The organism is Streptomyces sp. NBC_00341 (assembly GCF_041435055.1).
Classification (GTDB): Bacteria; Actinomycetota; Actinomycetes; order Streptomycetales; family Streptomycetaceae; genus Streptomyces.
The window spans coordinates 193853-220096 of sequence record NZ_CP108003.1; the positions used below are offsets into that span (position 1 = coordinate 193853).

The window sequence follows — 26244 nt, forward strand, 5'->3', positions numbered from 1 at the left end:
CCCACCTCTCCGACCGCCCCCGCACCGGGCACAGAACGCGGGGGACGCCGTGTCTGACACCGAACGGACGGGCATCGCGATCCTGGGCGCCGCCGACATCGCCTGGCGCCGCACCGCCCCGGCCCTGCTGCGCTGCCCCGCTCTGCGCGTGGTGGCCGTGGCCAGCCGTACCCCCGACAAGGCGCGCGCCTTTGCCGACCGCTTCGGCATCGAGGCCGTGACCGGCTACCAGCGGCTCCTCGAACGCGAGGACATCCAGGCCGTCTACATCCCGCTGCCGAACGCCCTGCACGAGCAGTGGGCGGACGCGGCCCTGCGGGCCGGCAAGCACGTCCTGGTGGAGAAGTCGCTCACCGCGAGCACGGCGGCCGCCGCCGGCCTGGCCCGGACGGCCCGTGAGCGCGGCCTGGCCTTCATGGAGAACTTCGCCTTCCTCCACCACACCCAGCACGACCGGGTCCGCGAGCTGGTCGCGGAGGGCGCCATCGGCACGCCCCGGGTCCTCACCGCCTCCTTCGGCATCCCGCGCACCGACGGGGAGCTCATCCGCTACAGCAGGGAACTGGCCGGCGGAGCGCTCCGGGAGACCGGCTGCTACCCGATCCGCGCCGCCCGGCTCTTCCTCGGCACCGACATCGAGGTCGTCGGCGCCCGGCTCCGGTACGAGGAGGACGGCGGCTGCGACATGGCCGGATCGGTACTGCTCGCCGACGGCGCGGGCGTCACCGCCCAGTGCGACTTCGGCCTGGACCACGCCTACCGCAACACGTACGCGCTGTGGGGCAGCGAGGGCCGCATCGAGGTGGACTGGGCGTTCACCCCGCCCCCCGACACCCGGCCGCTGCTGCGGCTGCGCCGGGGGGACCACGCCGAGGAGTGGACCCTGCCGGCCGCCGACCAGTTCCTCCGCGCGGTCTCCGCCTTCGCGCGGGCCTGCGCCGACCCGGCCGCCCACACCTCGCACGCCGACGACGCCGTCCGCCAGGCCTCGCTGATCGAGTCGGTCCTCGAACTGTCCGGCGCCCCCGAAGACCCCGCCCGCGACCGGCTCGGACGGGCCGGGGCAAGGAGCGCGCATGTCCCCGGCTGACCTCCCCGCCCCGGCTGCCGCCGACACCCCGGCGCAGCCCGGAAAGCACGTGCTGTGGCTGGGGTTTCCCTCCTACGGGCACATCAAGGCGAGCCTCGGCGTCGTCGAGGAGCTGCTGCGGCGCGGCCACCGCGTCACCTACGTGATAGCCGACCGGTTCGCCGCCGCCGTCGGGACCACCGGCGCGCGCGTCGTGTCCTACGCCTCAACGTTCCCGGAGACGATCACGGGCAACGAGACCGCGACGGCGATGCTGCTGGCCTTCCTGGAGGAGAGCTTCGCGCCCCTGGAGGCAACCCTGGCGGCGGTCGCCGCCGACCCGCCGCAGCTGGTCGTGCACGACGTGCTCGCCTCTGACACCGCCACCGCCGTGAGCAGGCTGTACCGGACACCCACCGTGCGGGTCTACGCCGGCTTCGGCACCAACGAGCACGTCCCGCAGAACGGCACCGAGGCGGATCCCGCGCACACCCCGGTGGACCCGGACGATCCCCGGCTGCGCGACCTGGCCGCCGCACTGACCGCCCGGGTCGAGGCGGCCGGCGTCGCCGCCCTGTTCGCCGACGGGCGGACGGGCGGTGACGAGCCCGCCGTCAGCCTGTCCTTCGTCGTGCGGGAGTTCCAGACCAAGGGGGAGACCTTCGGCGACGACTACCTGTTCGCCGGGCCCTGCCTGCGCGCGGTGGACTTCGCGGGAGCGTGGGAGCCCCCGCCCGGCGACCCACCCGTGCTGCTGGTCTCGCTCGGTACCTCCGCCAACCGCCACCCCGGATTCTTCCGGCACTGCGCCGAGGCCTTCACCGGCACCCCCTGGCACATCGTGATGACCCTCGGCCGCGACGCCGACCCGGCGGAGCTCGGGACGCTGCCGCCCAATGTCGAGGTCCGGTCGTGGCTCCCGCACCTGACCGTGCTCGGGCATGCCGCCGCGTTCGTCTGCCAGGGCGGCACCGGCAGCCTGATGGAGGCGTTCCACCAGGGCGTCCCGGTGGTGGTCGTACCGCAGCAGCAGGACCAGTGGGCGACCGCGCGACAGGTCGTCGACCTGGGCCTGGGCCGGTCGATCAGCCCCGGCGACCTCGATGCCGAGACCCTGCGCACCGCCGTCGAGGCCATCGCGGACGACGCCGGGATGCGGCACCGGGTGAGAGAGCTGAGCCGGCGGGTGCGCACCGCCCCCGGGGCCACCGCGGCCGCCGACCGCCTGGAAGCCGTCATGGCGGACCGCGCCGCCGCACTGAGCTGACGCCGCGGCGGGAGCGGCCCCTCGGGCACTGGAGCCCCGGGGCCGCTCCCGCCGTCACCGCGCCGAGCCCGCCGAGCCCGCCGGGTCCAGCGCGTCCGGCGGGAACGCGGGCACGGCCCCCGCCCGCACGGCGTGGTCCAGCAGGGTACGGACCGCCGCGAGACCGTCCGCGCCGAGATCCTCGGTGTACTCGTTGACGTACAACTCGATGTGCTGCTTCTGCACTTCGGGCGCGAGCTCCTGCGCGTGCGCCCGCACATGGTCCCGCGACGCCTCGGGATCGGCCCACGCGTGCCGCACGGAGGCGCGGACGGCCTCGGCGATGCCCGCGAGCCGCTCGGGGCCCAGATCGCGCCGGGCGACGATCGCACCGAGCGGGATGGGGAGCCCGGTCCGTTCCTCCCAGGCCTCGCCCAGGTCGACCAAGCGGTGCAGACCGTACTCGTGGAAGGTGAACCGGGCCTCGTGGATCACCAGGCCCGCGTCCACCTCGCCGTCCCTGACGGCCGGCATGATCCGGTCGAACGGCATCACCACCGTGCGGATCTCCTGGCCCGGCAGCGCCTGCCGGGCCCACAGCCGCAACAGCAGGTAGGCCGTGGAGCGTTCGGTGGGGATCGCCACGACCCGCCCGCCCAGATCTGCGGGCTCGCAGGCGGTACGGGTGAGCAGCAGCGGTCCGCAGCCGCGGCCGAGCGCGCCGCCGCAGGGCAGCAGCGCGTACCGGTCCAGGACGTACGGCAGCGCCCCGTACGAGATCTTCAGCACGTCCAGCTCGCCGCGCGCGGCCATCGTGTTGGTGACGTCGATGTCCGCGATGGTGACCGAGGGGGACGGCACCCCCGGCAGCAGCCCGGCCGTCCACGCGTGGAAGACGAACGTGTCGTTGGGGCACGGCGAATAGGCGAGGTCCAGGGAGCTTGCCATGACACTCCTGTCTCTTTCCGCGGAGCGGCTATCGGGTCAGGTCCCAGAGCCCGAGGTACTTGTTGGGCGAGTTCTCGGGGATGAGGTCCAGCGGCTGCCCGAGGCCGAAGGGCGGCAGCGACAGATCGAGTTTCGCGTGCCGCAGACTCGGCTCCGCGATCCGCTCGGAGTTGGTGAACGCGTCCTGCTCCATCGTGGGATCGCTGGTGTAGCTCGTGGTGAGCAGGTACCGGCAGGAGCTGCGGAACCGCTCCAGGGCGGGCAGGACCATGCTGTTCGGCAGATGGATGAACACGTCGCGGCAGACCAGCAGATCGGCCGTCCGCAGCACGGTGGCCGTGATGTCGACGACCTCCAGCCGGTAGCCGCGCTCCCTCAGCTCGGGCCAGGTGGCCCGCTCGTGGACGTCGTAGCCCCGGTAGTCGACGCCGTCGAGGTCCATCGTGCTCATCCAGGCCAGATCACCGCAGCCGGCGTCGTTGAGCGTCTTCACGTCGTACGTCTCGATGATGTTCATGAGCCCCTTGCGGACCAGCTGGGTGTGCGGCTCACTGGAGCCCCACCCGCAGACCGTGTCGGGGGCCTGGTCCGGCCATCCTCGTGAGAAGACGTTCAGGCTGGGGTTGTACTGGTGGAGCTCCCGTGCATCAGCGCGACCTAGTTGGTTGATCACGGCATCTCGCTCTCTTCGGGAACGGGTCGTCGGCCCCCACGGGAGCACGGGTCCCGTGCGCCGAACCACACCGAGCGCCGGACACCAGGTGTTCTCCCGAACTCCGTGGCGAGCTGCAGCAACGGACTGGTGAATCGACCAGTGTTGGGCCGGTGCGGTGAGCCTTTGGCGCCGTCGCTGGCAAGCTGCTGCTCATGTCGGCGTACCACGTGGCGTTTCTGCCGTTTCCCGCGTTCGGACACATCAACACGACGCTGCCCGTCGTCACGGAGCTCGTACGCCGTGGCCACCGGGTGACCTTCGCGACCAACGCACGCTTCGCCCCCCTGGCGGCCGAGGCCGGCGCGACGGTGGTGGAGTACGAGTCCTGGCTCGCCTCGCGCAAGCTGCCCGACCGGGTGGACGCGGACTACATGGTGCGCGAGCCGGTCCGCTCGATCGACGAGGCCATCGCCACCGTTCCGGTCTACGAGGCCGGATTCGGCGACGACATACCGGATGTGCTGCTGTACGACGTCAGCACCTTCGCCGCCGGCCGGGTGCTGGCCCGCAAATGGCAGCGGCCCGCGATCGAGCTGTTCGCGACGTTCGCCTCCAACGAGCACTACTCACTGACGCAGCAGATCGGTGCGCTGTACGCGGACGAGATCGACCGGGAGCACCCCGCGCTCATCGACTTCTTCGTGAAGCAGGGAAAGCTGCTGAGCGACCACGGCCTCGCCGACGTCACGCTGGAGGAGTTCAACGCGGCGGCCGACGACGCGAACCTGGTGTTCCTGCCGAGGCCGTTCCAGCCGGCCGAGGAGACGTTCGACGAGCGGTTCGCCTTCGTCGGCGCGTGCCTGGGCGACCGGCCCGAGGACGCCCTCTGGAAGCCGCCGGGCGACGGCCGCCCGCTGCTGCTGGTGTCGATGGGCAGCTTCAGCTTCGACCACCAGAAGGACTCGCTGCGTACCTGGGTGGACGCCTTCGCGGACAGCGAGTGGCAGGTGATCGTCTCGGCGGGCGCGCTGGCCGACAGCGAGGACCTGCCGACGGTGCCGGACAACGTCCAGCTGCACCGCTGGGTGCCGCAGCTGGCGGTACTGGAGCACGCGGACGCGTTCGTGTCGCACGCCGGGATGAACAGCGTGATGGAGGCGATGTACTTCGGAACGCCCGTGGTCGCGGTGCCGCACATGCCCGAGCAGCGGCTCGTCGCGGACCGGCTCCAGGAGCTCGGTCTCGGCGTGCACGTGCCGCAGGCCGAGGCGAGCGGCGAGCGGGTGCGCGCCGAGGTGGACCGCATCGTCAAGGACGGGCGGACACGCGCCCGGGTCGATGCGCTGAGTGGTGCGATGCGTTCGGCCGACGGCCCGGTGCTCGCCGCGGACTACGTCGAGAAGGTGGCCGCGCGCGGGTGCTGACCGGCGCGGACCACCCCTGGCCCCGGGGCGCCGGCCTGCGTGCGGGGCGGCGCCCCGGCGGGGTGCCCGGGTCAGGCGCTGCAGTCCGGCCGCAGGCCCCGGGTGCGTTCTGCCCCCTGGCGGTCGGGGCGGATGTACTCGGGCAGGATCCGGGGCGGCCAGCACCCGATGCTGAACATGCCCATCGAGTAGGCCTTCGCCGCGAGCGCCGTGCGGTTGGGCACCTTGAACTGCCGCAGCAGGATGCTCACGTGGTACTCGACGCCCTGGCGGCTGAGGAAGAGCTTGGCCGCCAGGCGCACGGTCGGGTCGCCCGCCGCGACGCCCTCCAGGACCTTCGCGGTGAGGGCCGTCAGCTTCCGCTGCGAGCCGACGAGTTCCTGCCGGTCGTCGGCCGTCTCCTGCGGCGTGAACTGCGCCATGATCATCTTGACCCGGCCGCTGTCGTCCTTCACCGGGAACGCGGTGAGCTTCCCGGAGACCGCGGTGTCGTGGAACCACATGGCGATGGACCGGCTGACGACGGGGGCGTGGTGCTCCTGGACCAGCCGGCCGAACTGGCGCAGTACGTACTGGCGCACGCTCGGGTGCAGGAACTCGGCGAAACTGCGCTCACGGATCTCGTCGGGATAGCGGCCGCACTGCGTACTGAACGCGTTGTTGACCGACCGTACGCGCAGGGTCGGATCAAGGATCGCCAGGCCGACTCCCGAACGTTCGAACATGGAGAGGACCACGGCGCTGTACTCGTCGCTCCGGATCTCCGCGGTGAACAAGGACGATTCGGCGTCGCGTGGTTCGTCGACTGCCTGAGACGGTCTTCGCGCAGTGGTGGAAACCACCCCGGCCGGCTGCGGAAATTCGCTCCTGGTGCTGGTTTCTGCATGGAACATGTGCGCCACACCTTCCCCGATTTTGTGTGTATCGGCGGGCGCTCAGCAGCCTAGGAGTTCATGGCCGGATCTCGCTGCAGTCCTGGTAGTGCGCGACTAGCGCAACGCTCAGGAAGGCGTGGATCATGGACCTCCGGATCACTCCGGGGATCGGCGACCCGATCGTCAGGGAAGAGTCGACACGTCCTGCGCCAGGTCGTTCACCAGGCCGTTCAGCATCTCGGTCATCTCGGCGCGGGTGCCGGCGGCGCCGTAGACGTGGAAGTCGGGGCGGATCAGCGCGGCCGGTGCCAGCACGGCCTCCTTCAGCCAGGCGGTATACGTGCCGTCGATGTCGACATCGGGCGTCAGATGGACGATCGAGCAGCCCAGCGCGCCGAGCCGGCCGGCCAGGACCGGCTCCACCAGGGTCTCCGGGTCGTCCAGACTGAGCAGGGCGAAGGTGCCACCGCACAGCTCACCGGCGTCCGCACGGCCGGTGCGCGCCTGGGGAACGATCCTGCTGTCCGGTCCGGCGAACAGGCCGTCGGCGGACTGCTGGAACAGCCCCGCCTTCAAGGCCTCCTCCCCCGGGCGGGCGAACGCCTCCGGATCGCGGGAAGGAGCGTCGTCCGCCCCGCGCACGGCCAGCAGGGCACTGTCCCGGTAGCCGGCGACAGCCGGGTCGACCGTGCCGATCAGCTCGGCCAGGTTCACCGACATGTCGATGGTCCGCTGGGCGTCGGGGCGGCGCTCGGCCTCGTAGCTGTCGAGCAGTTCCTCACCGGCCGAACCGGCGAGGACCAGGTGGAGCTTCCAGGCCAGGTTGGTCACGTCCCTGATTCCGGTGCACATGCCCTGGCCGGCGTGCGGGGGCATCACATGGGCGGCATCGCCCGCGATGAAGACCCGGCCGGGACCCCGCGAGCGCCAGCGGTCGGCGTTGCGGCCCAGGCACGTGTAGGCGACGTACCGCTGGAGCGTCGCGTTGTCGGGGTTGACCCCGAAGTGGGTCAGCAGCCGCCAGGCGTTCTCCACGGTGTCGAAGTCCTCGAAGGACTGACCGGGAAGCCGCATGAACTCCCAGCGGCTGTGGGACGGCCCGGCCGACAGGTCGACGCGGGGCTGCGCAGGGTCGGCGACCTGCACGTTCTGCGAAGGGAACTGCGCGGTGTCGTGCGGCATGACGTCGCAGGCCATCCAGTCGGCGGCGTAATCGGACGCCGAGACCGAGACGCCCAGCCGCTTGCGTACGAAGCTGTTGGCTCCGTCGCAGCCGACCAGCCAACGGGCGGCCAGGACGCGCTCGCCGTCCTTCGAGCGGACCGTGAGCCTTACCGAGTCGTCCTCCTCGGTCAGACCGACAGCCTCGAAACCGCGCAGCACCCGCAGGCCGGGCAGCTGCTCGCCGCGCCCGACCAGGGCCGACTCCAGGCCCGGTTGGTAGAAGGAGGTCGCTTCCGGCCAGCGGTAGCGGTCGTCGTGGTTCAGCTCGAAGTGCATCAGCGTCCGGCCCTCGCCGTTGACCACGACGTAGTCCTTGGTCAGCTCACTGACCGGGGCGAGCGCGTCGGCGACGCCTATCGTGCCGAGGATGCGGCCGACATGACGGTCGAAGGAGACCGCCCGGGGCAGGTTGTAGGGCTCCACGTACTTTTCCACCACGGTCACACGCCAGCCGCGCTGGGCAAGCATGATCGACAGCACCTGTCCCACAGGGCCGTAGCCGACTACCAGGACATCCGCGTCCGCTGCGTCTTCATTCACGGCCCGACCGTAGTTCAGCGGGAGGCGTTGCAGGCCGGCTCCCGCACGGGTCAGGGACAAGCACCAGAATGAGCAGCCGTGGCTTGACCGGACCGGGATGCGGCCTTCACCGGTGGTGTGCGGGGAGTCAGCGGCGGTCGTACCTGTCCGCCATCGCGTGAAAGATCTTCTTGGGTTCCCAGCGGGTTTCGTCGAGCATGCGGACCACGCCGTAGGAGGCGATGTCACGCGCCCCGGGCTTGTCGAAGCCGGCGAAGGAGAACCACAGCGCGGTGTCCACCCCCTCTTCCTCGAAGACCGTCAGCAGCTCGGTGAGGTAGCGGACCTGCTCGTCCTCGTCCGACACCGGCCCCGGCGGCGGATCCCAGGCCATGCCGCCGAGTTCACCCGCCCCGAGGTAGGCGCAGGTGCCGTACTCGGTGACGGCGACCGGCTTGCCGTGGCGGCGGAACTCGCGCAGGTGGGTGCGGAAGGTGTCCGCGTTGTGGGCGCCGCGGTAGGCGTTGATGCCGACGAGGTCGAACGGGGCCCAGTCGATGGACTCCCAGGGGCCGGACGCGTAGGTGACCCGGCCACCGAAGTGTGCGCGCACGGTGGCGACGGCCTCGGCGAGGAAGCTGTTGACACGCTCGGTCGCCCGGCCCAGGTCGGACCACCACTGCGCGTCGGACCCCATGGAGTAGATGCGGCGGCCGAAGGAGTCACCGGGGAAGAAGCCGCCGCAGAAGACACTGATCTCGCACCCGGTCACGAACACCACCTCGGCCCCGGTCCGCCGTACGGCTTCGGCACGCCGGGCGCAGTCCACGAAGAAGGGCAGCAGACACTCCGCGGGGAGGTCGACGGGGAAGGGCGCGAACCAGACCTCCAGGCCGGCCTCGGCGGCGCTCAGGGCCGCCGTGCTCAGCCGTTCCGGGTCGCGCCCCGACACGCGTACCGCGTCGCAGCGCAGTTCACCGGCGAGCACCGCCATGTCGCGCCGGACCGCCTCCGGGTCGAAGGTCTTCCGGGTGAACTGCTCCCCGGGAAGGAACCCGGTGTCGTAGTTGATGCCGCGTGCGCGCACGTCACTGCTCCCCTTGTCTCCGAACGAGTCAGTGTGCCGGGTTCGGAGGCGGGCCGGACTCCGGAGGCGGGCCCGTCGTCCGTCGCCGGCACACTGCCGGCCTCGCGGTGGAGGAGGTGCCTTGCTTGCCGTGGTCGCTCAGCGTTCCGGACGCGTACGGCCGGCCGGAGCCGCACCGCAGGCGCTGCCGAACCAGCCGGCCAGCGCGTCGCGGAGCCCTTCAGAGGCCCGGTCGGACGGCTCACCGGGGGCGGCCGCCCAGGCGACGTAGCCGTCGGGCCGGATGAGCAGCGCGGCCGCGGGCGGCTGCGCGCAGCGGGCGGCGACGATGTCGACCCGGTCCTTCCATTCCGCCGCGGCTTGTGCCGGATACGGTTCCCCGGCCAGGTCGAGCAGGACCGGCCGGCCTGCGCGCATGAGTTCGGCGAGCCGTGCGGGGCCGCCGCCGGTCTCCAGGGCGAGGTCCGGGGCGAAGTGTCCCGCGAGCGGGTGCGCCGATGTCGTCCCGTAGCGGAGGTCGTCGCCGGCCAGCAGGTCGGCGACGCGCTGGATGTTGTCCTTGGAGTGCAGGAGCTCCCCGAAGAGCTCGCGCAGCGCGGTGACCTCGGGGCCGGGGGCCATGAGCGCCGTCTGGGCCTGGGTGTGCATGAAGACGCGGCGCCCGGCCGCGTGCCGCTCGGTGTGGTAGCTGTCGAGGAGGCCGGGCGGTGCCCAGCCGAGGATCTGCGCGGCCAGTTTCCAGCCGAGGTTGGCGGCGTCCTGGAGGCCCAGGTTGAGCCCGGGGCCGCCGACGGCCGAGTGGACGTGCGCGGCGTCCCCCGCGAGGAGAACCCGGCCGCTGCGGTAGACCTCGGCCAGCCGGGTGCTGCGGCCGACGAGGCGGCGCAGCATGTGCGGGCCGGGCCCGGACGGCGGGGCGAGGGGCAGATCGATGCCGAGTACGCGGCGGACGCTGTCGCGCATGTCATCGAGCGTCATCGCCGTGTCCTCGCCCTCCGGCGGGGAGCCCCATTCGAGGGTCAGGAGGCGGTGGTTGCCGTCCGGCAGCGCCGCGAAGGCGAAGATGCCGTGCTGGGTGCGGTTGAACGTGAACACCGGGCTCATCCGGCCGTGACCGGGGACGTCGAGCTCACCGGTGTCCGGCACCAGCGCCGAAGCGGGCAGAGTGGCATACGCGGCCCGGGAGACCAGATCGCAACCGGTAGCTCCCGGAAAGGAGATACCGGCCAGCTTGCGGACGGTGCTCTTCCCGCCGTCGCAGCCGACGAGGTGGCGGGCGCGCAACTCGTAGCTGTCGTCGCCGTACCGGACCTGGGCGGTCACCTGCTCCTCGGACTGGTAAAGGCCTGTCAGTTCATGCCGGCGGCGGATTTCCACCCCGAGCTCGCGGGCCCGTTCCGCCAGCACCTGTTCCATGCGCTGCTGCGTCACCGGCAGGACGGTCATCGGGTTGGCTTCCAGCACGCCCAGGTCCAGCGGGAGCGCGCCGAAGAGGTAGCCCGAGACCTGCTGGGGTACGCCGGCCACACCGCCGAACCGCTCGTACAGACCACGCTGGTCGAGGAACCGGACCACCTGGCCGGCCAGGCCGTTGGCCTTGATCTGTGGGCTGGGGTCTGGCAGCCGTTCGAGGACGACCGGCCGCACCCCGGCCATGGCCAGCTCACATGCCAGCAGCAGCCCGACGGGGCCGCCTCCGACGACGACGACATCGGCGGTCTCTGTCTCGACAGCCATCACAGATCTCCTCGAAGGTGGCGCTCCTGGGGGCACGCACAGGTGTACACGGCAAGTGGGCCGTGGACGACAACCGCGGTCTCGGCCATGGAGCTGACTCCGAATCTCCGCCGGACGGAAGAGAAGTGACGGGAGGTGAGACACGACGGAAGGTCCGGGGACCGGACCCGCGTCCCACCGCAACGTCCTTGCGCGCCCACACTAGACACGCCGTTCAAGGCCTGGTCCCACGGCTCCGGCGCACTAGGGAATCCCCTATCAGCTCCCCGTCGATACTGCCGTCATGTCGGTGACGATGAGCGCGGAAGAGCCGAGGTCGCTGACCGACGGCTGGTTGGCACAGGACCTCGACGAGTGGACGCGGCGCGTGCTGCGGCGCCAGTTCGATCCCGAACACGGATCGCCCTACTGGCTCAAGCGCCGCACCGAGCTGGACTTCGACCCGCTGGGACTCACCGGCTACGACGATCTGGCCGCCTTCGGCCACTTCGACATCACCGCCCTCAGGGACCTCGACCCGGCCGATCTCGTCCCGACCGCAGTGCCGCGCCCCCTCGGCGGCCGTGTCTGGGAGTCCGGCGGCACCACCGGCAGGCCCAGCCGCGTCTTCTACACCCCGGACATGTCGGCACACTGGGCCGCCTGGCGCCTCCACGGCTGGCGGACCGCCGGGTTCCGCCCCGGCACCACCTGGATCGACGCCTGCCCCTCCGGACCGCACATCGTCGGTGAGGAGGCCGACTACCTCGCCGACATGTGCAGGTCCACCGTGTACTCCATCGACCTCGACACCCGGTGGATCAAGCAGCTCATCCGCAGCGGGCGGCTGATCGAGATGGAGGAGTACGTCGATCACGTCGTCGAGCAGATCACCGACATCCTGGAGACCTGCTCCGTCGACTACCTGCGCAGCACCCCCGCCACGGTGCACGCCCTCATCAACCGCCGCCCCGAACTGATGGCCCGCCTCTCCGGGGTCTACCTCGGCGGCACCCAGCTCACCGCCGACGCCTACCGCAGGTTCTCCGAGGCCATGCCCGGCGGGATCATCGCCACCACCTACGGCAACACCCTCGGCTGCGCCAACGGCATCCCCTCGCCCGACGGGGGCGCGACGCTCCCCTACGTGCCGAACTTCCCCCAGATCACCATGTCCGTGGTCGACAGGACCGAGCCCGGCCGTGTCGTGGAGTACGGCGAGGTGGGCCGGGTCCGCCTGACCGTGCTGCACGAGGACCTGTTCCTGCCCAACATCCTCGAACGGGACCAGGCCGTCCGGTTCCGGACCTCCGAGCAGTGGCCGTGCGACGGCGTGGCCAACGTACAGCCGCTCCAGATCAGCTCGGAGATGCCCGAGGGCCTGTACTGACCCGGCCCGACCGATGGAACAGCGACCAGAAAGACGGGGGCGGCGGATGCTGCGCACCGAGCTCATCAGGCCCCTTCACGAGCTGCTGCCGGCCCATGCCGAACGCCTCGGCGACAAGATCGCGTTCCGCGACGCGCGGCGGACCGTCAGCTACGCCGAACTCGACCTGCGCACCCGCCGTCTCGCCGGCCAGCTGGCCCACCTGGGCCTGGGCCGCGGCGAGACCGCCGCCCTGCTGCTCGGCAACTGCCTTGAGATGGTGGAGAGTTACCTGGCCATCGCGCGGGCGGCCGCGGTGGGCGCGCCGCTCAACCCGCACGCCACCGACGACGAGCTGGAACACCTGCTGGGGGACAGCGGCGCGGTGGTGCTGATCACCGACCGCACGCACCTGGAGCAGGTGCTCCGGCTCGGTGCCGGGCACCCGGGGCTCCGGGTGGTGGTGACCGGGAGCGGGGCGGCGCCGCGGGACGTGGCGCTGTTCGACACCCTGGTGGGCGCCGAGCCGCCGGTACCGGCCCGGGACGACGCCGCTCTGGATGACGTCGCCTGGATGCTGTACACCTCCGGCACCACCGGCAGGCCCAAGGGCGTGCTGTCCACGCACCGGAAGGCGATGTGGGGCGTGGCCGCCTCCTACGCGCCCACCCTCGGCCTCGAAGAGGCGGACCGGGTGCTGTGGCCGCTGCCGCTGGCCCACACCGTGGCGCACAACCTGTGCGTCCTCGGTGTCGTCGCCGTCGGCGCCAGCGCGCACATCGTGGACGGCCTGGCCGCCGACGAGATCGTCGCCGCGCTGGAGGAGGACCGGACCACCTTCTTCTGCGCCGTTCCCACGGTCTACCAGCAGTTGCTCGGGGCGGCCCGCGACACCGGGCTGGGCACGCACGAGCTGCGGGTCTGCATGGTCGCCGGCGCCGCCTGCCCGGCCGGACTGCACGACGACTTCGAAGAGGCCTTCGGCCTGAGGCTCCTGGACAGTTACGGCAGTACCGAGACGGGCGGCCCCATCGCGTCCAACGCCCCCGCCGGACCACGCGTCGCCGGCTCCTGCGGGCCGCCCGTCCCCGGTCTCGCGCTCCGGCTCCTGGACCCGTCCACCGGTGAGGAGGCACTGCCCGGCGCCGAGGGCGAGGCCTGGGTCAGGAGCCCGGCCGTGATGCTCGGCTACCACGGCCATCCCGAGGCCACCGCGGCGGTGCTGCGCGACGGCTGGTACCGCACCGGCGACCTGGCCCGGATCGACGAGCAGGGCTTCGTCACCATCACCGGCCGGGTCAAGGAACTCATCATCCGAGGCGGGGAGAACATCCACCCCGGCGAGGTCGAGGCGGCCATCGCCCCGCTGCCCGGGATCGCGGAGGTCGCCGTGGCGGGCCGTCCGCACCCGCTGCTGGGCGAGATCCCGGCCGCGTACGTGGTCCCCGGCCCCGGGGGCTTCGACGCCGGGCAGCTCATCGAAGCCTGCCGTGCGCGGCTGTCGTACTACAAGGTGCCCCACGAGGTGTGGGAGGTGGAGCGCCTCCCGCGCACCCCTCTCGGCAAGGTCATGCGGCCGGCCCTGGCGAACACCCCGGCGCGGCTGGTGCTGTCGCGTGCGGCGGAGAGCGACGACGCGGGGGAGGGCGACGCCGGGCAGTGGGCGCGACTGCTCGGCGAGACGCCGCGGGACAGCCGCGACGAGGTACTGCTCGGCCTGGTCCGGCGTGAGATCGGCGCCGTGCTCGGGCAGCCGGTACCGGCCGCGGCGGACACCGCCTTCCGGGAGCTGGGCTTCGACTCGATGATGGCCGTGCGGCTGCGCGACAGGTTCGTCGCCGCCACCGGTCTGCGGCTTCCGGCGACGCTGGTCTACGACCACCCGACCCCCGAGGCCGTCGCGGCGTACCTGGGGGCGGAACTCTCCGGCGGCACCGTCCCGTCGGCGACACCCGACGCGGGTACGGGTACGGGGACGGGCGCGGACGACGCCATCGCCATCGTCTCGATCGCCTGCCGCTTCCCCGGCGATGTCACCTCGCCCGAGGGGCTGTGGAAGCTGGTGGCCGAGGAGTCGGACGTCGTGGGCGACTACCCCGACGACCGGGGCTGGGACCTGGACCGGCCCCTTGACGGCGACCCCGGGCGGGAGGGCGCCGGCTACGCCCGCACCGGGGGCTTCCTCGACGGCGCCGACCTTTTCGACGCCGCGTTCTTCGGCATCAGCCCGCGCGAGGCCCTGGCCATGGACCCGCAGCAGCGGCTGCTGCTGGAGTGCGCCTGGGAGGCGTGCGAACGCGCGGGCATCGACCCGACCTCCCTGAAGGGCAGCCGCACCGGGGTGTTCGCCGGCCTCATGGCGGGCGAGTACGGTGCCCGGCTGCTGGGCCGCCCGGCCCCGGAGGGCCTGGAGGGCTATCTCGGCAACGGCAGCGCGGGCAGCGTCGCCTCCGGACGCCTCGCGTACACGCTCGGGCTGGAGGGCCCGGCGATATCGGTGGACACGGCGTGCTCGTCGTCGCTGGTGGCGCTGCATCTCGCGGCACGGTCGCTGCGGGAGGGCGAGTGCTCCATGGCCCTGGCCGGCGGGGCGACGGTGATGTCCACCCCGTCGCCGTTCATCGAGTTCGGCCGCCAGCAGGCGCTGTCCGTCAGCGGCCGGTGCCGCCCGTTCTCCGCCACGGCCGACGGGACCACGTTCGGTGAGGGTGTCGGACTGCTGCTGCTGGAGCGGCTGTCGGACGCGCGGCGCAACGGCCACCGGGTGTGGGCCGTGCTGAAGGGCTCCGCCGTCAACCAGGACGGCGCCTCCAACGGCCTGACCGCGCCGAGCGGCCCCGCACAGCAGCGCGTGATCCGGCAGGCCCTGGCCGACGCCCGCCTCTCGGCGGCGGACGTCGACATGGTGGAGGCGCATGGCACGGGAACCGCCCTGGGCGACCCGATCGAGGCGCAGGCGATCATCGCCACCTACGGCCAGGACCGCCCCGGGCACCGGCCCCTGTGGCTCGGCACGGTCAAGTCGAACATCGGGCACGCACAGGCGGCGGCCGGAGTCGCGGGCGTCATCAAGACGGTGATGGCCATGCGCGAGGGCGTGCTGCCGAGGACTCTGTACGCGGACGAGGCATCGCCGCTCGTGGACTGGTCGGCGGGCACCGTCGAACTGCTGACGCACGCCCGCACGTGGCCCACGACGGACGGACGGCCCCGCCGGGCCGGCGTCTCGGCTTTCGGCGCGAGCGGCACCAACGCGCACCTGATCCTGGAGCAGGCCCCGCCCGAGGAGCCCGTCGCGGATCCGGCAGCAGAGGAGACCGGCCCGGTCCCGTCGGCGTCCCTGGTGCCGTGGGTGCTGTCGGGCCGCACCGCCGCGGCACTGCGCGACCAGGCGGCGGCGCTCTCGCCGCAGGCCGCCACCGGCGGGAGCGACGCGGCGGACGTGGGCTGGTCGCTGGTGACCGGCCGGGCGCGCTTCGAGCACCGGGCCGTGCTGGTCGGGGACTTCGGTGCCGGCCTCAAGGCGCTGGACGCCGGTGAACGGGCGGACCGGGTGGTCACCGGAGCGGTGGCGGAAACCCTCAGGAACGCCAAGCCGGTGTTCCTCTTCCCGGGCCAGGGCGCGCAATGGGCGGGCATGGGCGTGGAACTGGCCCGGGCCTCAACGGTGTTCGCGGCCCGGCTGGCCGAGTGCGAGAGCGCGCTGTCGGAGTTCGTGGACTGGTCGCTGACCGACGTCCTGCACGGCGCCCACGGCGCGCCGCCGCTGGAGCGGGTCGACGTGGTCCAGCCGGCTTCGTTCGCCGTGATGGTGTCGCTCGCCGCGCTGTGGCGTTCCTTCGGAGTGGAGCCGGCCGCGGTCGCGGGCCACTCCCAGGGAGAGATCGCCGCCGCCTGCGTCGCCGGAGTGCTGTCGCTGCGCGACGCGGCCCGGGTGGTGTGCCTGCGCAGCAGGGCGATAGCGGAACTGGCCGGGCCGGGAGCCATGGCCTCGGTGACGCTGCCCGTCGAACGGGTGGAAGAGCTGCTGGCGGAGGGCGTGTCGGTGGCCGCGGTCAACGGCCCGTCCCAGGTGGTCGTCTCCGGCGAGGTGGCCGCTGTGGAAGCGCTGCTCGCGCGGTGCGAAGAGCGGGGCGTGCGGGCGCGGCGGATCGCGGTCGACTACGCCTCCCACTCCCCGGCGATGGACGTACTGGCGGAACGGCTGACGGCCGACCTCGCCGGGATCGTGCCCGGCGCGGGCCGGGTCCCGCTGGTCTCGTCGGTGACCGGCCGGCCGGCAGAGCCACTGACGATGGACTCCGCGTACTGGCTGCGGAACCTGCGGCAGCCGGTGCGGTTCTCCGACGCGGTCCGGACCCTGGCCGGCCAGGGTCACACCGCGTTCGTCGAGGTCTCCTCGCATCCGGTGCTGACGGCCGCCGTCGCCGACGTGGCACAGGACGCGGCCGTGGTGACCGGCTCGCTGCGGCGGGACGCCGGCGGCTGGGACCGCTTCCTGACCAGCGTCGGGGAAGCCTGGGTCCGGGGCGTCGCCGTCGACTGGACAGCCGCGTTCCAGGGGCTCCGGCCCCGGACCGTTGACCTTCCCACCTACCCCTTCCAGCGCAGGCGGCACTGGCTGCACGCCGGCCCCTCCTCGGGCGACCCGGCCGCGTGGGGCCAGCAGGCGGCCGCCCACCCGCTGCTCGGCGCAGTCGTGCGGCTCGCGGACAGCGACGCCGTGCTCCTGACCGGTGTGCTCTCGCCGAGGTCCCAGCCGTGGCTCGCCGACCACGTGGTGGGCGGCGCCGTCCTCTTCCCCGGCACCGGCTTCGTGGAGCTGGCGCTGCGCTCCGGCGACGAGACCGGCATGGACGTGCTGGACGAACTCGTCATCGAGACACCGCTCGTCCTGCCGGAGTCCGACTCCGCCGAGGTGCGGGTCCAGGCCCGGGTGGGAGAACCGGACACGACAGGACGCAGGCCGGTCACCATCCACTCCTGCGAGGCCGGCCCCACCGACGACGGGGAACACCAGGTGTGGACCCGGCACGCCACGGGATTCCTCACCGTGGACGCCTCGACCGCCACCGACCCGTCCGGCCCCCTGGACGCGGCAGCCTGGCCGCCCGCCGGCGCCGAACCCGTCGAACTGGACGGTGCCTACGAGCGGCTGGCGGACGGCGGTCTCGGCTACGGCCCGGCGTTCCAGGGGCTGCGCGCCATGTGGCGGCGGGGGACCGAGGTGTTCGCCGAGGTCGGGCTGCCGGCCGGAACCGGCGCCGACAAGGGCTTCGGAATCCATCCCGCCCTGCTGGACGCCTGCCTCCACCCGGATGTCATCGAGGCGAGCACCGGGCAGCTGCGGCTGCCGTTCAGCTGGAGCGGGGTGCGGCTGCACACGGCAGGCGCCTCCGTGCTCCGGGTACGGCTGAACCGGGGCGCCGACGGCGAGGTGGCCCTGCGGGCGACCGACGAGTCCGGGCGGCCCGTGGTGACGATCGGGGCGCTCGAAACCCGCCCGGCCGAACCGCGCACCGCACGGGCGGGCATCGCCCGCGAGGCCCTGCTGCGGGTCGCGTGGACCCCCCTGCCGATCCCGGACCCGGGCGCGGGCCGCCACCGCTGGGCCGTGCTGGGGCACGGGGACCGCGCCGGAACGCATCCGGACGTGGCGGCGCTCGCCGCGGCGGTCGCCGCGGGCGACGCCGTACCGGACCACGTGCTGGTGCCCTACACGGACACGTGGGGGCTGCCGACGGCCGAGGCCGTGCACCGCGCGACCGGTGAGGCCCTGCGGCTGATCCAGGACTGGCTGGCGCGGGAGAGCCTGTCCTCGGCGCGGCTGGTACTCGCCACCCGGGGCGCGGCGGTCGGCACGGGCGTCGGTCAGGTGACCGACGCGGTGCACGCGGCCGTGTGGGGGCTGGCCCGCTCGGCCCAGTCGGAGCACCCGGGCCGGATCGTGCTGGCCGACTTCGACACCGACCCCGCCCAGGATTCGCAGGAGTCGCGGGAGGCCCTGCGGATGCTGGCGGCGGCCATGGAATCGGCCGGGCCCGACGAGGAACAGTTCGCCGTGCGGGCGGGCACGGTGCTCGTCCCCCGGCTGACCCGGGCCGTGGCGGGGGCCTCCACCCCGCCACCGCCGGCGCTCGACCCCGAGGGCGTGGTGCTGATCACCGGCGGCACGGGGATGATCGGCCAGGTCATCACCCGGCATCTGGTCGAGGAACACGGCGTCCGGCACGTGCTGCTGGCCGGCCGCCGCGGCGACGCGGGCGAGCTGCCGGAGGAACTGGCCGCCCGGGGCGCCGAGGTGACGGCCGTCGCCTGTGACGTGACCGACCGCGCCGCCCTCACCGCGCTGCTGGACAACCTGGAACGGCCCCTGACGGCGGTGATCCACGCCGCGGGCGTACTGGACGACGGTGTGATCACGTCGCTCACCCCGCAGCAACTGGCCACGGCACTCGCGCCCAAGGCCGACGCCGCCGTGCACCTGGCCGAGCTGGTTCTCGCCCGGGGCGACGAGCCGGCCGCGTTCGTCACGTTCTCCTCCCTGGCCGGGGTCCTCGGCGGGTCCGGACAGGCCAACTACGCCGCGGCCAACGCGTTCCTGGACGCCCTGATGCAGCAGCGCCGCGAGCGGGGACTGCCGGGTGTGTCGGTGGCGTGGGGCCTGTGGGAGCAGCCGGACAACGGCCCGGGGCTGGCCGCCGACCTGGCCGCGGCCGACCGCCGCCGGCTCGCCGCCGACAGCGCACGCCCGCTCACACCGGCGCAGGGCGCGGCGCTGTTCGACGCCGCACTCGGCCTGGCCGGCACACACGGCGACGCCGTACTGGTGGCCGCCCGCTTCGACTCCGGCCGGCTGCGCGCCACCCGGACCGCTCTGCTGCGGGGCCTGGTGCGCGGGCCGGCCCGGCGCGCCGCCGCGACCGGTTCGGACGGGGCGTCGCTGCGGCGGCGGCTGGCCGGCCGGTCCCCGGCCGAACGGCAGGAGGCCCTGGTGGAGCTGGTGCGCCGAGAGGTCGCCGCCGTGCTGGGCTTCCCCGGCCCGCACTCGGTCACCCCCTCCCAGACCCTGGCCGAGGCCGGATTCGACTCCCTGACCGCCGTGGAGCTGCGCAACCGGCTGGGCGAGGCCACCGCGTTGCGGCTGCCCACCACCCTGGTCTTCGAACACCCCACGGCCGTCGCGCTCGCCGGATACCTGGCCGAGCAGCTCACCGACGACGCCGACACCAGCGACGCGGCCAGGGCCGCAGCTGCCGTCACGGACGGCGCGGACGAGGGCCCGGATGTCTTCGGGGCGCTGTTCCGGGAGGCCTGCGCGGACGGCCGCACCGACGAGGGCTTCGCCTTCCTCAACAGCGCAGCCCGGCTCCGCCCCCGGGGCATCGCTCCGGTCGAACCCGTCCGGCTCGGCTCCAGCGGCTCCGGGCCCGCGCTGATCTGCGTGAGCTCCCACGTGGCGCTGGGCGGGGCGCACGAGTACGCCCGCTTCGCCGCACCGTTCCGGGGCCGGCACCCCGTATGGGCCCTGCCCAACCCCGGGTTCGGCACGTCCGAGGCGCTGCCGCCGACCAGGCAGGCGCTGATCGAGGCGCACGCGCGGTACGTCCTGGAGTGCGCGGACGGAGGCCCGTTCGTCCTGCTCGGGTCGTCCTCCGGCGGAGTGATCGCGCACGCCGTGGCCGCCCTGCTGGAGTCGGCCGGCACACCGCCGACCGCGGTCGTCCTGCTCGACAGCTACGAGGGCGCGGTCCTGGACTCCTCGCCCACCGGGAGCGCCTTCCGCGACGTGCTGGCCGACGGGCTCCACGAACGGCAGAGCGCGTTCGCACGGCTCGACTTCACCCGGCTGACGGCGATGAGCTGGTACGGCGAGCTGTTCGCGCAGTGGAGCGCCGAGCCGCTGACGGCGCCCGTGCTGCTGGTACGGGCCTCGGAACCGCTCTCGCCCGCACTCGCGGGAGAGGACTGGCAGACGGTGTGGAAGACGGCGCACACCACGCTCGACGTGCCGGGGAACCACTTCACCCTGATGGAGACCCACGCACAGAGCACGGCCGGTGCGGTACGGGAGTGGCTGGAGGCGGTGGCGGGGTAGGCCCCCACCGCCCCCAGCCCGCCCCCGGGCTGCCCGCCGTGGCGTTACAGCAGGGCCTCCAGCGCCTCTGCGGCGCGGGGCGCGCCTCCGGCCCGTTCCAGCACGGTGGCCATCCTTCCCACCCGTTCGCACATCACCGTGTCCGCCGCCGTCGTGCGCACGGCCTCAAGCAGCGTCTCCTCCGTGACCTCCGTCGGCAGCACAAGCGTGCCGAGGCCGAGGGCCGCCGCCCGGTTCGACAGCACCCGGGTCTCCGGCATCTGCGGGATCATGACCGGCGGCGTGCCCGCGTACAGGGACTCCATCAGGCTGCCGAGGCCGGCGGCGGTGACGAAGACGTCCGCCCTCCGTAGCGCCGCCAGCTGAGGGATCCAGGAGTGTGCCTCGACGTTGTCCGGCAGCGGGCCCAGGTCGGCGGGGTCCGAGCCGGCGCCGACGGTGATCACCGCATGCCAGGGCTTGCCCTCGAAGGCGCGCACACAGGTGTCGAAGAAGCGCGGCTGCTTGTTGTAGAGCGTGCCCATCGAGATCACGACAAGGGGCAGCCCGTCGGCGGGCGGAGTCCAGGTCTCCGCGGTGAGGTACCGCGGGGTCATGCAAGGGCCGACGAAGGCCGTTTCCTCACCGAAGGTCTCCCCGAACGGCTGGAATTCTCGCGGCACGTAGACCAGGCTGCGGTCGGCGCCCCAGCTCACCAGGGCGTCCGGGGCGATGTCGATGCCCAGCTCCGTGGTGAACTGCCGCGCCCTGGTCAACAGTTCGACCACCGCCGGGTGGTCGCGTGTCACGCCGGCGTCGTCCGAGGCCGCGCGCACCTCCGAGTAGTGGGAGTTCGACGCCAGCGAGGGAGTCGACTGGACCGCGGGGCACCCCCACAGCTGTTCCAGGGCGCGGCCCGCAGGGGCGACGATCATGTCGTAGAGCACCAGGTCGGGCAGGTCGTCGGCGAACAGCCGCTGGGCGACGGGCACCAGCTCGATGCTCTCCTTGAGGAACAGCACCGCGGACCGCGCCAGCATGTCCGGGGTCATCGTGTCGTACCGGTCGTGGCCCAGTACGTCATCCAGCAGGCCCTTGTGGACGAAGGGGGTGGCTCCGGTGGCGCGTACCGCGGCTTCGAAGGTCTGCGAGGTCAGGAAGCTCACCCGGTGTCCGCGCCGGACCAGTTCCTCTGTGACGGCCAGGGCGGGCCGCATGTGCCCGTGAGCCGGGATGCTGAGAACGAGAACGTGGCTGCTCATCGATGTCCTTGGTGAGGTGAGGCGGTCCACCGGGACCGCTTTTCGTGATGGGCTGAGGTCACCGCAGCGCGGTCAGCAGGCCGACGCGGCCGGTGCCGGGCAGCGCCGGGTCGAAGGCCGGCGGAACCGGACGGCCGTGGCGTGCGGCGAGGTCGGGGAGCGGCTCCGCGTCGGCCGTCCATCCGTGGTCGGCGAGCCAGTCGGCGGCCGGGCGCGTCATCCGGTTCTTCCAGAACGCGGACAGCCGGTCGACGACGCCGCCGGGCGCGTCGGCGGCGGCGTGCCTGGCCCGGTCGGACTCGACCATTGCCCGGGTCACGTGCTCCACCGCCAGGTGGCTGCCCGGCGCCGAGAGTGCGCCGATCCGGCCGAGCAGGCTGTCCCCCTCCTGCTCGGTGAGGTACACGAGAACGCCCTCGACCAGCCACGCCGTCGGCTCGGTGGGGCAGAAGCCCCGCGCGGCCAGCTGCGCGGGCCAGTCCGCCCGCAGGTCCGCCGCGATCACCTCGCGTCGGCAGGCGGGCGTCTCACCGCGCAGCACGTCCTCCTTGAAGGCGATCAGCTCGGGCTGGTCGAGCTCGAACAGCCGGCAGCCCTCCGGCCACCGCAGCCGGAAGGCACGTGTGTCCAACCCCGCCGCCAGCAGCACCACCTGGCGGCAGCCCGCCTCGGCAGCGTGATGGAGATAGTCGTCGAAGTACCGGGTGCGCAAGGCGAAGTAGTCGCCCATGGCGGCGGTGAAGCGCTCACCCGAACCGGCGTTCCACTCCGCCTGCTGTTCGGTGCCCGCCGCGTCGAGGAGGCGCTTGGCCAAGAGGTCCTCGAACAGCCGGTCGTGCCGCTCGGTCTCGGCCCATCGGGCCATACCCACCACCAGCGCGGTGGTGCTGACCCCCGCGAGGGGCTTCGGTCGGTCTGTCATGGCGTCCCGTCTCTCGTGTCCTCGGTCGCGCTCCCGCTCGCCGGAGCGACGCGAGCGCGGTATGCCTCACGGTCGAAGCGGACGCCGCCGCGCCACACCGCCTCGATCGAGCGGGTGTGCGTGATGTCCTCGGCAGGGTTGCCGGCGACCAGCAGCAGGTCCGCGCGGCGGCCCGGCGCGATCAGCCCGCGGTCGTGCAGACCGAAGCGGGCGGCCGGCACCGAGGTCGCCGCGGCGAGCGCCTGTGCCGGGGTCAGCCCGGCGTCGACCAGCAGGGCCAGCTCGGCGTGCAGGCTCGCTCCGTGCACCACCGGGCAGGCCCGGTCGGGGCGTTGGTTGGCGTCGCTGCCCGCCAGTACCGGCACGCCCGCCCGGTGGAGGGCGGCCACGCTCGCCAGCGCGTGGCCGAAGCGGTGCTCGGGCCGGGGATGGTCCGCGCACAGCCCCTCGCGGCCCGAGGCGATGGCCCGCCGGGCGTGCTCGGGCAGGTGACCGGCGATCCGTGGGTCCTCCGCCAGCGTGCGGCCCACCCGGGCCGCGGGAGAGGGCGGCGGAGCGGACATCTCGAGCATCGTCAGGGTGGGCAGGACGGCATGCCCGCCGGCCGCGAGACGGCCGGCGAACTCGTCGTCCAGGGGCGCTTCCAACGGCAGGTGCGTCAGGACGTCCACCCCGCTGTCCAGCGCGAGCCGGGCGGACCACAGGGCCGAGACGTGCGCGACGGTCACCAGGCCGCGCCGCCGGGCCGCCTCGACGAGTGCCGTCACGGTCGCGCGGTCCAGCGCGGGCAGCGACATGCCGTGGTTGGCGCCGTCGTCCACCATGATCTTGAGGAAGTGTGCGCCCTCCTCGTGCCGGGCGGCCACGAACGCATCCGCCTGCCCGGGGCCGGCGACCGTCGGCAGCCGTGGCATGCCCACCGCCGGGTGCCCGCCGGGCGCGCTCGCCAGCCATCCGGCGCTGCGCAGATCGGCCACGTCGTCGCGGCCGGCGGCCAGCTCGCACAGGGCCCGGGTGGCGTCAGCCGGGCCCATGAACATGTCGAGCTCGGTGGTCACCCCGAAGGCCAGGGCCAGTTCGAGATTGTCCGGCACGCCGAAGACGTGGGTGTGCGCATCGATCAGCCCCGGCAGCAGGGTCAGGCCGCTCCCGTCGACCATCTGTGTGCCCTTCCCGGGCCGCGGCCGGGGACCCGGTCCGACGGTGACGTCTGTGACGACGCCGTCGGTGAACTCCACCGAACCGGTCCCCGCCACCGACTCCCCGTCGAAGACGCGTACGTCGTGGATGAAGGTCGCCCCCACCCGTCTCACCGTCCGATCCCGGTCGCTACGGACCCGTAGAGGCACAGCAGGTTGAAACAGAGGACGAAGCCCATCGCGGGGAGGGTCAGCCCGTCCGGTCTGCGCCGCGCCAGGAAGCGCCAACCGCCGAACGCGGGAAGCAGCAGGCTCAGCGCGGGCAGCAGGCCCGCCCGCCCGAGCAGCAGCGGGGCGATCACCGCGGCGGCGCTCGCCAGGGCCAGGCTGACCGCAGCGCTGCCGCGCGCGCCGAACACCTGTGAGTAGAGCCGCGCCCGTGGGTCGCTCTCGTGACTGGTCTTGCGCGCGACCTCGAACTGCAGGAAGACACAGGCGAACATGGCGAGCAGCGGCACCGCGCGCAGATCCCCGCCGATCGCGCCGCTGGTCATCAGCGAGCCGTACAGGTAGACCGAGAGCAGGAGTTGCACCGGGTAGCCGGCCAGCAGGCCGGCCACCGGGTCGTCACCGAGCCGGGGCCAGCGGCGCTCCAGGCCGGTCAGGGCCACCGTATAGCCGAGGCCGAGCACGATCAGGACCGCCGACCAGCCCGACACCGGCAGGTTGAGCGCCATCACGACGGCGGCGATCAGTCCCATCGCGCAGCGCAGCTCCGTCACCGAGATGGCGCCGGTCACCAGCGGGCGGTCCGGATGATGCAGCCGGTCGTACTCCAGGTCCTTCTGCTCGTCCACCATCCGGGCGAACAGCAGGGCCAGCACCACGCTTGCCGCGCGCACCACCGTCGCCGGGCCGGGCCTCCAGTGCCCGGCCCCCGACAGTGCCTCGGCCGCCCCCTCCAGAGCCAGGGTCCACAGCACTCCGTAGGTGACGTAGACCTGCGGGCGGAACATCCGCAGCACGAAATCGCCCAGCCGGGCCGGTGTGTGCCGGGCCGTCAGCGTCCCGCTCATCCCTGCCATCCGTTCCAGGAGACGACCTCGTCCAGTGGCTGCCGCGGCGGGCGACGGAAGTCGGGGCCGCCCGTGACATGCCCGACGGCCACCAGCGCCACCTGCGTGACCTCGTCCGCCGGAATGCCGAGCAGTTCCGCGACCTCTCGTTCGTGTGCCAGGTGCACCGTGGTCAGCGCGGTGCCCAGGCCACGGCTGCGCGCCGCCAGCATGAAGCTCCACAGCGCCGGGTAGACCGAGCCGAAGAAGGCGGACCGGCCGGCCGGCGGGGCGTCCGGCGCCAGCCGGCCCCGGGCGGCGGCCAGCACCAGCGCCGGCACCTCGTGCAGGTGATCGGCGAGATAGCGCACTCCGGCCACCGCCCGCTCGCTCATCGCGCCCGGTGGCTTCGCTGCCAGATAGGCGTCCGACGCGGACTTGTAGTACCGGGCGACGGCCGCCTTGGTCTCCTCGGCGTCGATCACCACGAACCGCCAGTCCTGGCGGTTGCCGCCGTTCGGTGCGTACTGGGCGATCCGCAGGCATTCGGCGATCAGCGGGCGGGCGACCGGACGCGACAGGTCGAGCCGGCGGCGCACGGTGGGCGTACGGGTCAGTATCGCGTCGACGTCGTGGACCGCCGGGGCGGCGTGGGTGCCGGTCATCCCGGTGTCCGCAGTCGCGGGGGCAGGGTCAGCCGCACCTCGCCCTCGGCGATCGGACGGCCCTGCTGCGTCAGAGTGCAGCGCAGCACGGCATCCGTCCCGTTGCCGCTGACCGGCAGGCTCTCGCAGGTGACGGGCAGGTCCAGTTCACCCATCGCGAGGAATCGGGCGCTCACCCCGGTCAGCACGGCCGCCGGCGAGTTCAGTGCGCCGGAGGCGACGGCGGTGGCGATGCCCAGCTGCCGGAACGCCTCAAGGGAGAGCATGCCGGGCACGTGGTCGAGGGGGTGGTCGAAGAGCACCGGGTGGGCGGTGTCGACGACGAGCGGGGCGGTCATGGCCCGGTCGGCGGCGCCCGGCATGAGCCTCGGTGCGCAGACCACCACGTTCGCCGGGTCCCGGCGGTCGACCAGCGCCGCGCCGATCGGCGGTGCCGGCGCGGGGCAGGCGGTGAACGCGGTCTGGGCGGACAGTCCGAGTGCCGCCCGCCCCTCGTCGCGCATCGCCTGCCAGTGCTCGCCCGACACCCACGACATGCTGCATTCCAGCGTTGCCGCCACCTGCTCGCCGATCAGCGCGCTGTAGCGGAGCCGCGCGCCCGTCACCCCCTCGCGACCACGGAAGCGGCGCAGGATCCGGCAGCGCAGTACCACCTCGGTGGGGGCGGCGCCCACCGCCAGAGCCGCCGGGTCGAGGTCCCGCAGCATGATCTCGCGCAGGATGAACTTCGTGCCGAACGGCATGTCGAACAGTTCGTGGCCCAGCATGATGAGTGTCTGCCGGGCGGCCTCCACCAGCACCATCGGGTCGTAGACGTCGCAGCAGCCCACCGTGTCCCGGTAGAAGGCGTGGGAGCGGGGGATCTGCACCCCGACGTCCAGGGTGTCCTCGTCCCGGCTGAGCGCGCCTGTGACGAGCACCTCCGTGAGACTCAACCGGTGAACGATCTCCCGGGGCACCGTGCGGCTGAACTCCACCGTGTCCATCGTGAT

Annotated in this window: 17 protein-coding genes; 5 read left to right on the plus strand and 12 right to left on the minus strand. The window is 72.9% G+C overall.

The window, feature by feature from the left end; genetic code table 11:
* Positions 1 to 49 precede the first annotated feature (49 nt).
* Positions 50 to 1090, plus strand: coding sequence for a Gfo/Idh/MocA family oxidoreductase (locus OG892_RS39350; RefSeq protein ID WP_328868581.1), 1041 nt, complete (start codon positions 50 to 52; stop codon positions 1088 to 1090).
* On the plus strand, positions 1077 to 2336 hold the full coding sequence (locus OG892_RS39355; protein ID WP_328868582.1) for a macrolide family glycosyltransferase: 1260 nt from the start codon (positions 1077 to 1079) through the stop codon (positions 2334 to 2336). The genes OG892_RS39350 and OG892_RS39355 overlap by 14 nt, the downstream gene beginning before the upstream one ends.
* A 54-nt stretch (positions 2337 to 2390) precedes the next feature.
* Here OG892_RS39355 and OG892_RS39360 read toward each other — a convergent pair whose 3' ends face one another.
* Both OG892_RS39360 and OG892_RS39365 read right to left on the minus strand, forming a co-directional pair.
* Entirely contained in the window at positions 2391 to 3263 is an 873-nt protein-coding gene (locus OG892_RS39360) for a 1,4-dihydroxy-6-naphthoate synthase (protein ID WP_371631796.1), read from the minus strand.
* 28 nt (positions 3264 to 3291) lie between these two features.
* On the minus strand, positions 3292 to 3936 hold the full coding sequence (locus OG892_RS39365; protein WP_073737826.1) for a hypothetical protein: 645 nt from the start codon (positions 3934 to 3936) through the stop codon (positions 3292 to 3294).
* A 194-nt stretch (positions 3937 to 4130) separates the two neighbouring features.
* Here OG892_RS39365 and OG892_RS39370 point away from each other — a divergent pair, with 194 nt between their 5' ends.
* The gene (locus OG892_RS39370) at positions 4131 to 5342 is read left to right on the plus strand and encodes a macrolide family glycosyltransferase (protein WP_328698389.1); all 1212 of its coding nucleotides are present in this window, start codon (positions 4131 to 4133) and stop codon (positions 5340 to 5342) included.
* Between the two features lie 71 nt (positions 5343 to 5413).
* Here OG892_RS39370 and OG892_RS39375 read toward each other — a convergent pair whose 3' ends face one another.
* The 4 genes from OG892_RS39375 to OG892_RS39390 all read right to left on the minus strand — a co-directional run bounded on the left by OG892_RS39375 (position 5414) and on the right by OG892_RS39390 (position 10784).
* A complete protein-coding gene (locus OG892_RS39375) occupies positions 5414 to 6118 on the minus strand; it encodes a PAS domain-containing protein (protein ID WP_242436821.1) in 705 nt (234 codons plus the stop codon).
* A 282-nt stretch (positions 6119 to 6400) separates the two neighbouring features.
* A complete protein-coding gene (locus tag OG892_RS39380; protein ID WP_371631797.1) occupies positions 6401 to 7981 on the minus strand; it encodes a bifunctional 3-(3-hydroxy-phenyl)propionate/3-hydroxycinnamic acid hydroxylase in 1581 nt (526 codons plus the stop codon).
* Positions 7982 to 8108: 127 nt separating this feature from the next.
* On the minus strand, positions 8109 to 9047 hold the full coding sequence (locus tag OG892_RS39385; RefSeq protein ID WP_371631798.1) for a hypothetical protein: 939 nt from the start codon (positions 9045 to 9047) through the stop codon (positions 8109 to 8111).
* A 138-nt stretch (positions 9048 to 9185) separates the two neighbouring features.
* A complete protein-coding gene (locus tag OG892_RS39390; protein WP_371631799.1) occupies positions 9186 to 10784 on the minus strand; it encodes an FAD-dependent monooxygenase in 1599 nt (532 codons plus the stop codon).
* Positions 10785 to 11067: 283 nt separating this feature from the next.
* On the opposite strand from OG892_RS39390, the gene OG892_RS39395 reads away from it, so the two are divergent.
* Both OG892_RS39395 and OG892_RS39400 read left to right on the plus strand, forming a co-directional pair.
* The gene (locus tag OG892_RS39395) at positions 11068 to 12153 is read left to right on the plus strand and encodes an arylcarboxylate reductase (RefSeq protein WP_328868588.1); all 1086 of its coding nucleotides are present in this window, start codon (positions 11068 to 11070) and stop codon (positions 12151 to 12153) included.
* A 46-nt stretch (positions 12154 to 12199) separates the two neighbouring features.
* Positions 12200 to 20230, plus strand: a complete 8031-nt coding sequence (locus OG892_RS39400) for a type I polyketide synthase (RefSeq protein ID WP_371631800.1) — start codon at positions 12200 to 12202, stop codon at positions 20228 to 20230.
* 44 nt (positions 20231 to 20274) lie between these two features.
* On the opposite strand, the gene OG892_RS39405 is transcribed toward OG892_RS39400, so the two are convergent.
* From OG892_RS39405 to OG892_RS39430, 6 genes are read right to left on the minus strand one after another with little or no spacing between them, the layout of a single operon-like run.
* Positions 20275 to 21471, minus strand: coding sequence for a macrolide family glycosyltransferase (locus OG892_RS39405; RefSeq protein WP_371631801.1), 1197 nt, complete (start codon positions 21469 to 21471; stop codon positions 20275 to 20277).
* Between the two features lie 58 nt (positions 21472 to 21529).
* Positions 21530 to 22393, minus strand: a complete 864-nt coding sequence (locus tag OG892_RS39410; protein WP_371631802.1) for an SAM-dependent methyltransferase — start codon at positions 22391 to 22393, stop codon at positions 21530 to 21532.
* Positions 22390 to 23697, minus strand: coding sequence for an amidohydrolase family protein (locus OG892_RS39415; protein ID WP_371631803.1), 1308 nt, complete (start codon positions 23695 to 23697; stop codon positions 22390 to 22392). Before OG892_RS39415 ends, OG892_RS39410 begins: the two co-directional genes overlap by 4 nt.
* 5 nt (positions 23698 to 23702) lie before the next feature.
* The gene (locus tag OG892_RS39420) at positions 23703 to 24608 is read right to left on the minus strand and encodes a UbiA family prenyltransferase (protein WP_371631804.1); all 906 of its coding nucleotides are present in this window, start codon (positions 24606 to 24608) and stop codon (positions 23703 to 23705) included.
* On the minus strand, positions 24605 to 25252 hold the full coding sequence (locus tag OG892_RS39425; RefSeq protein ID WP_073737815.1) for a nitroreductase family protein: 648 nt from the start codon (positions 25250 to 25252) through the stop codon (positions 24605 to 24607). Before OG892_RS39425 ends, OG892_RS39420 begins: the two co-directional genes overlap by 4 nt.
* Positions 25249 to 26238, minus strand: a complete 990-nt coding sequence (locus tag OG892_RS39430) for a ScbA/BarX family gamma-butyrolactone biosynthesis protein (RefSeq protein WP_371631805.1) — start codon at positions 26236 to 26238, stop codon at positions 25249 to 25251. The genes OG892_RS39425 and OG892_RS39430 overlap by 4 nt, the downstream gene beginning before the upstream one ends.
* Positions 26239 to 26244: the final 6 nt, after the last annotated feature.

Bases quoted from the DNA above. Each gene is read 5' to 3' on its own strand.
- OG892_RS39355 (WP_328868582.1), top strand. From the start codon at position 1,077: ATGTCCCCGGCTGACCTCCCCGCCCCGGCTGCCGCCGACACCCCGGCG.
- OG892_RS39360 (WP_371631796.1), bottom strand. From the start codon at position 3,263: ATGGCAAGCTCCCTGGACCTCGCCTATTCGCCGTGCCCCAACGACACG.
- OG892_RS39370 (WP_328698389.1), top strand. From the start codon at position 4,131: ATGTCGGCGTACCACGTGGCGTTTCTGCCGTTTCCCGCGTTCGGACAC.
- OG892_RS39390 (WP_371631799.1), bottom strand. From the start codon at position 10,784: ATGGCTGTCGAGACAGAGACCGCCGATGTCGTCGTCGTCGGAGGCGGC.
- OG892_RS39395 (WP_328868588.1), top strand. From the start codon at position 11,068: ATGTCGGTGACGATGAGCGCGGAAGAGCCGAGGTCGCTGACCGACGGC.
- OG892_RS39400 (WP_371631800.1), top strand. From the start codon at position 12,200: ATGCTGCGCACCGAGCTCATCAGGCCCCTTCACGAGCTGCTGCCGGCC.
- OG892_RS39405 (WP_371631801.1), bottom strand. From the start codon at position 21,471: ATGAGCAGCCACGTTCTCGTTCTCAGCATCCCGGCTCACGGGCACATG.
- OG892_RS39410 (WP_371631802.1), bottom strand. From the start codon at position 22,393: ATGACAGACCGACCGAAGCCCCTCGCGGGGGTCAGCACCACCGCGCTG.
- OG892_RS39420 (WP_371631804.1), bottom strand. From the start codon at position 24,608: ATGAGCGGGACGCTGACGGCCCGGCACACACCGGCCCGGCTGGGCGAT.
- OG892_RS39425 (WP_073737815.1), bottom strand. From the start codon at position 25,252: ATGACCGGCACCCACGCCGCCCCGGCGGTCCACGACGTCGACGCGATA.
- OG892_RS39430 (WP_371631805.1), bottom strand. From the start codon at position 26,238: ATGGACACGGTGGAGTTCAGCCGCACGGTGCCCCGGGAGATCGTTCAC.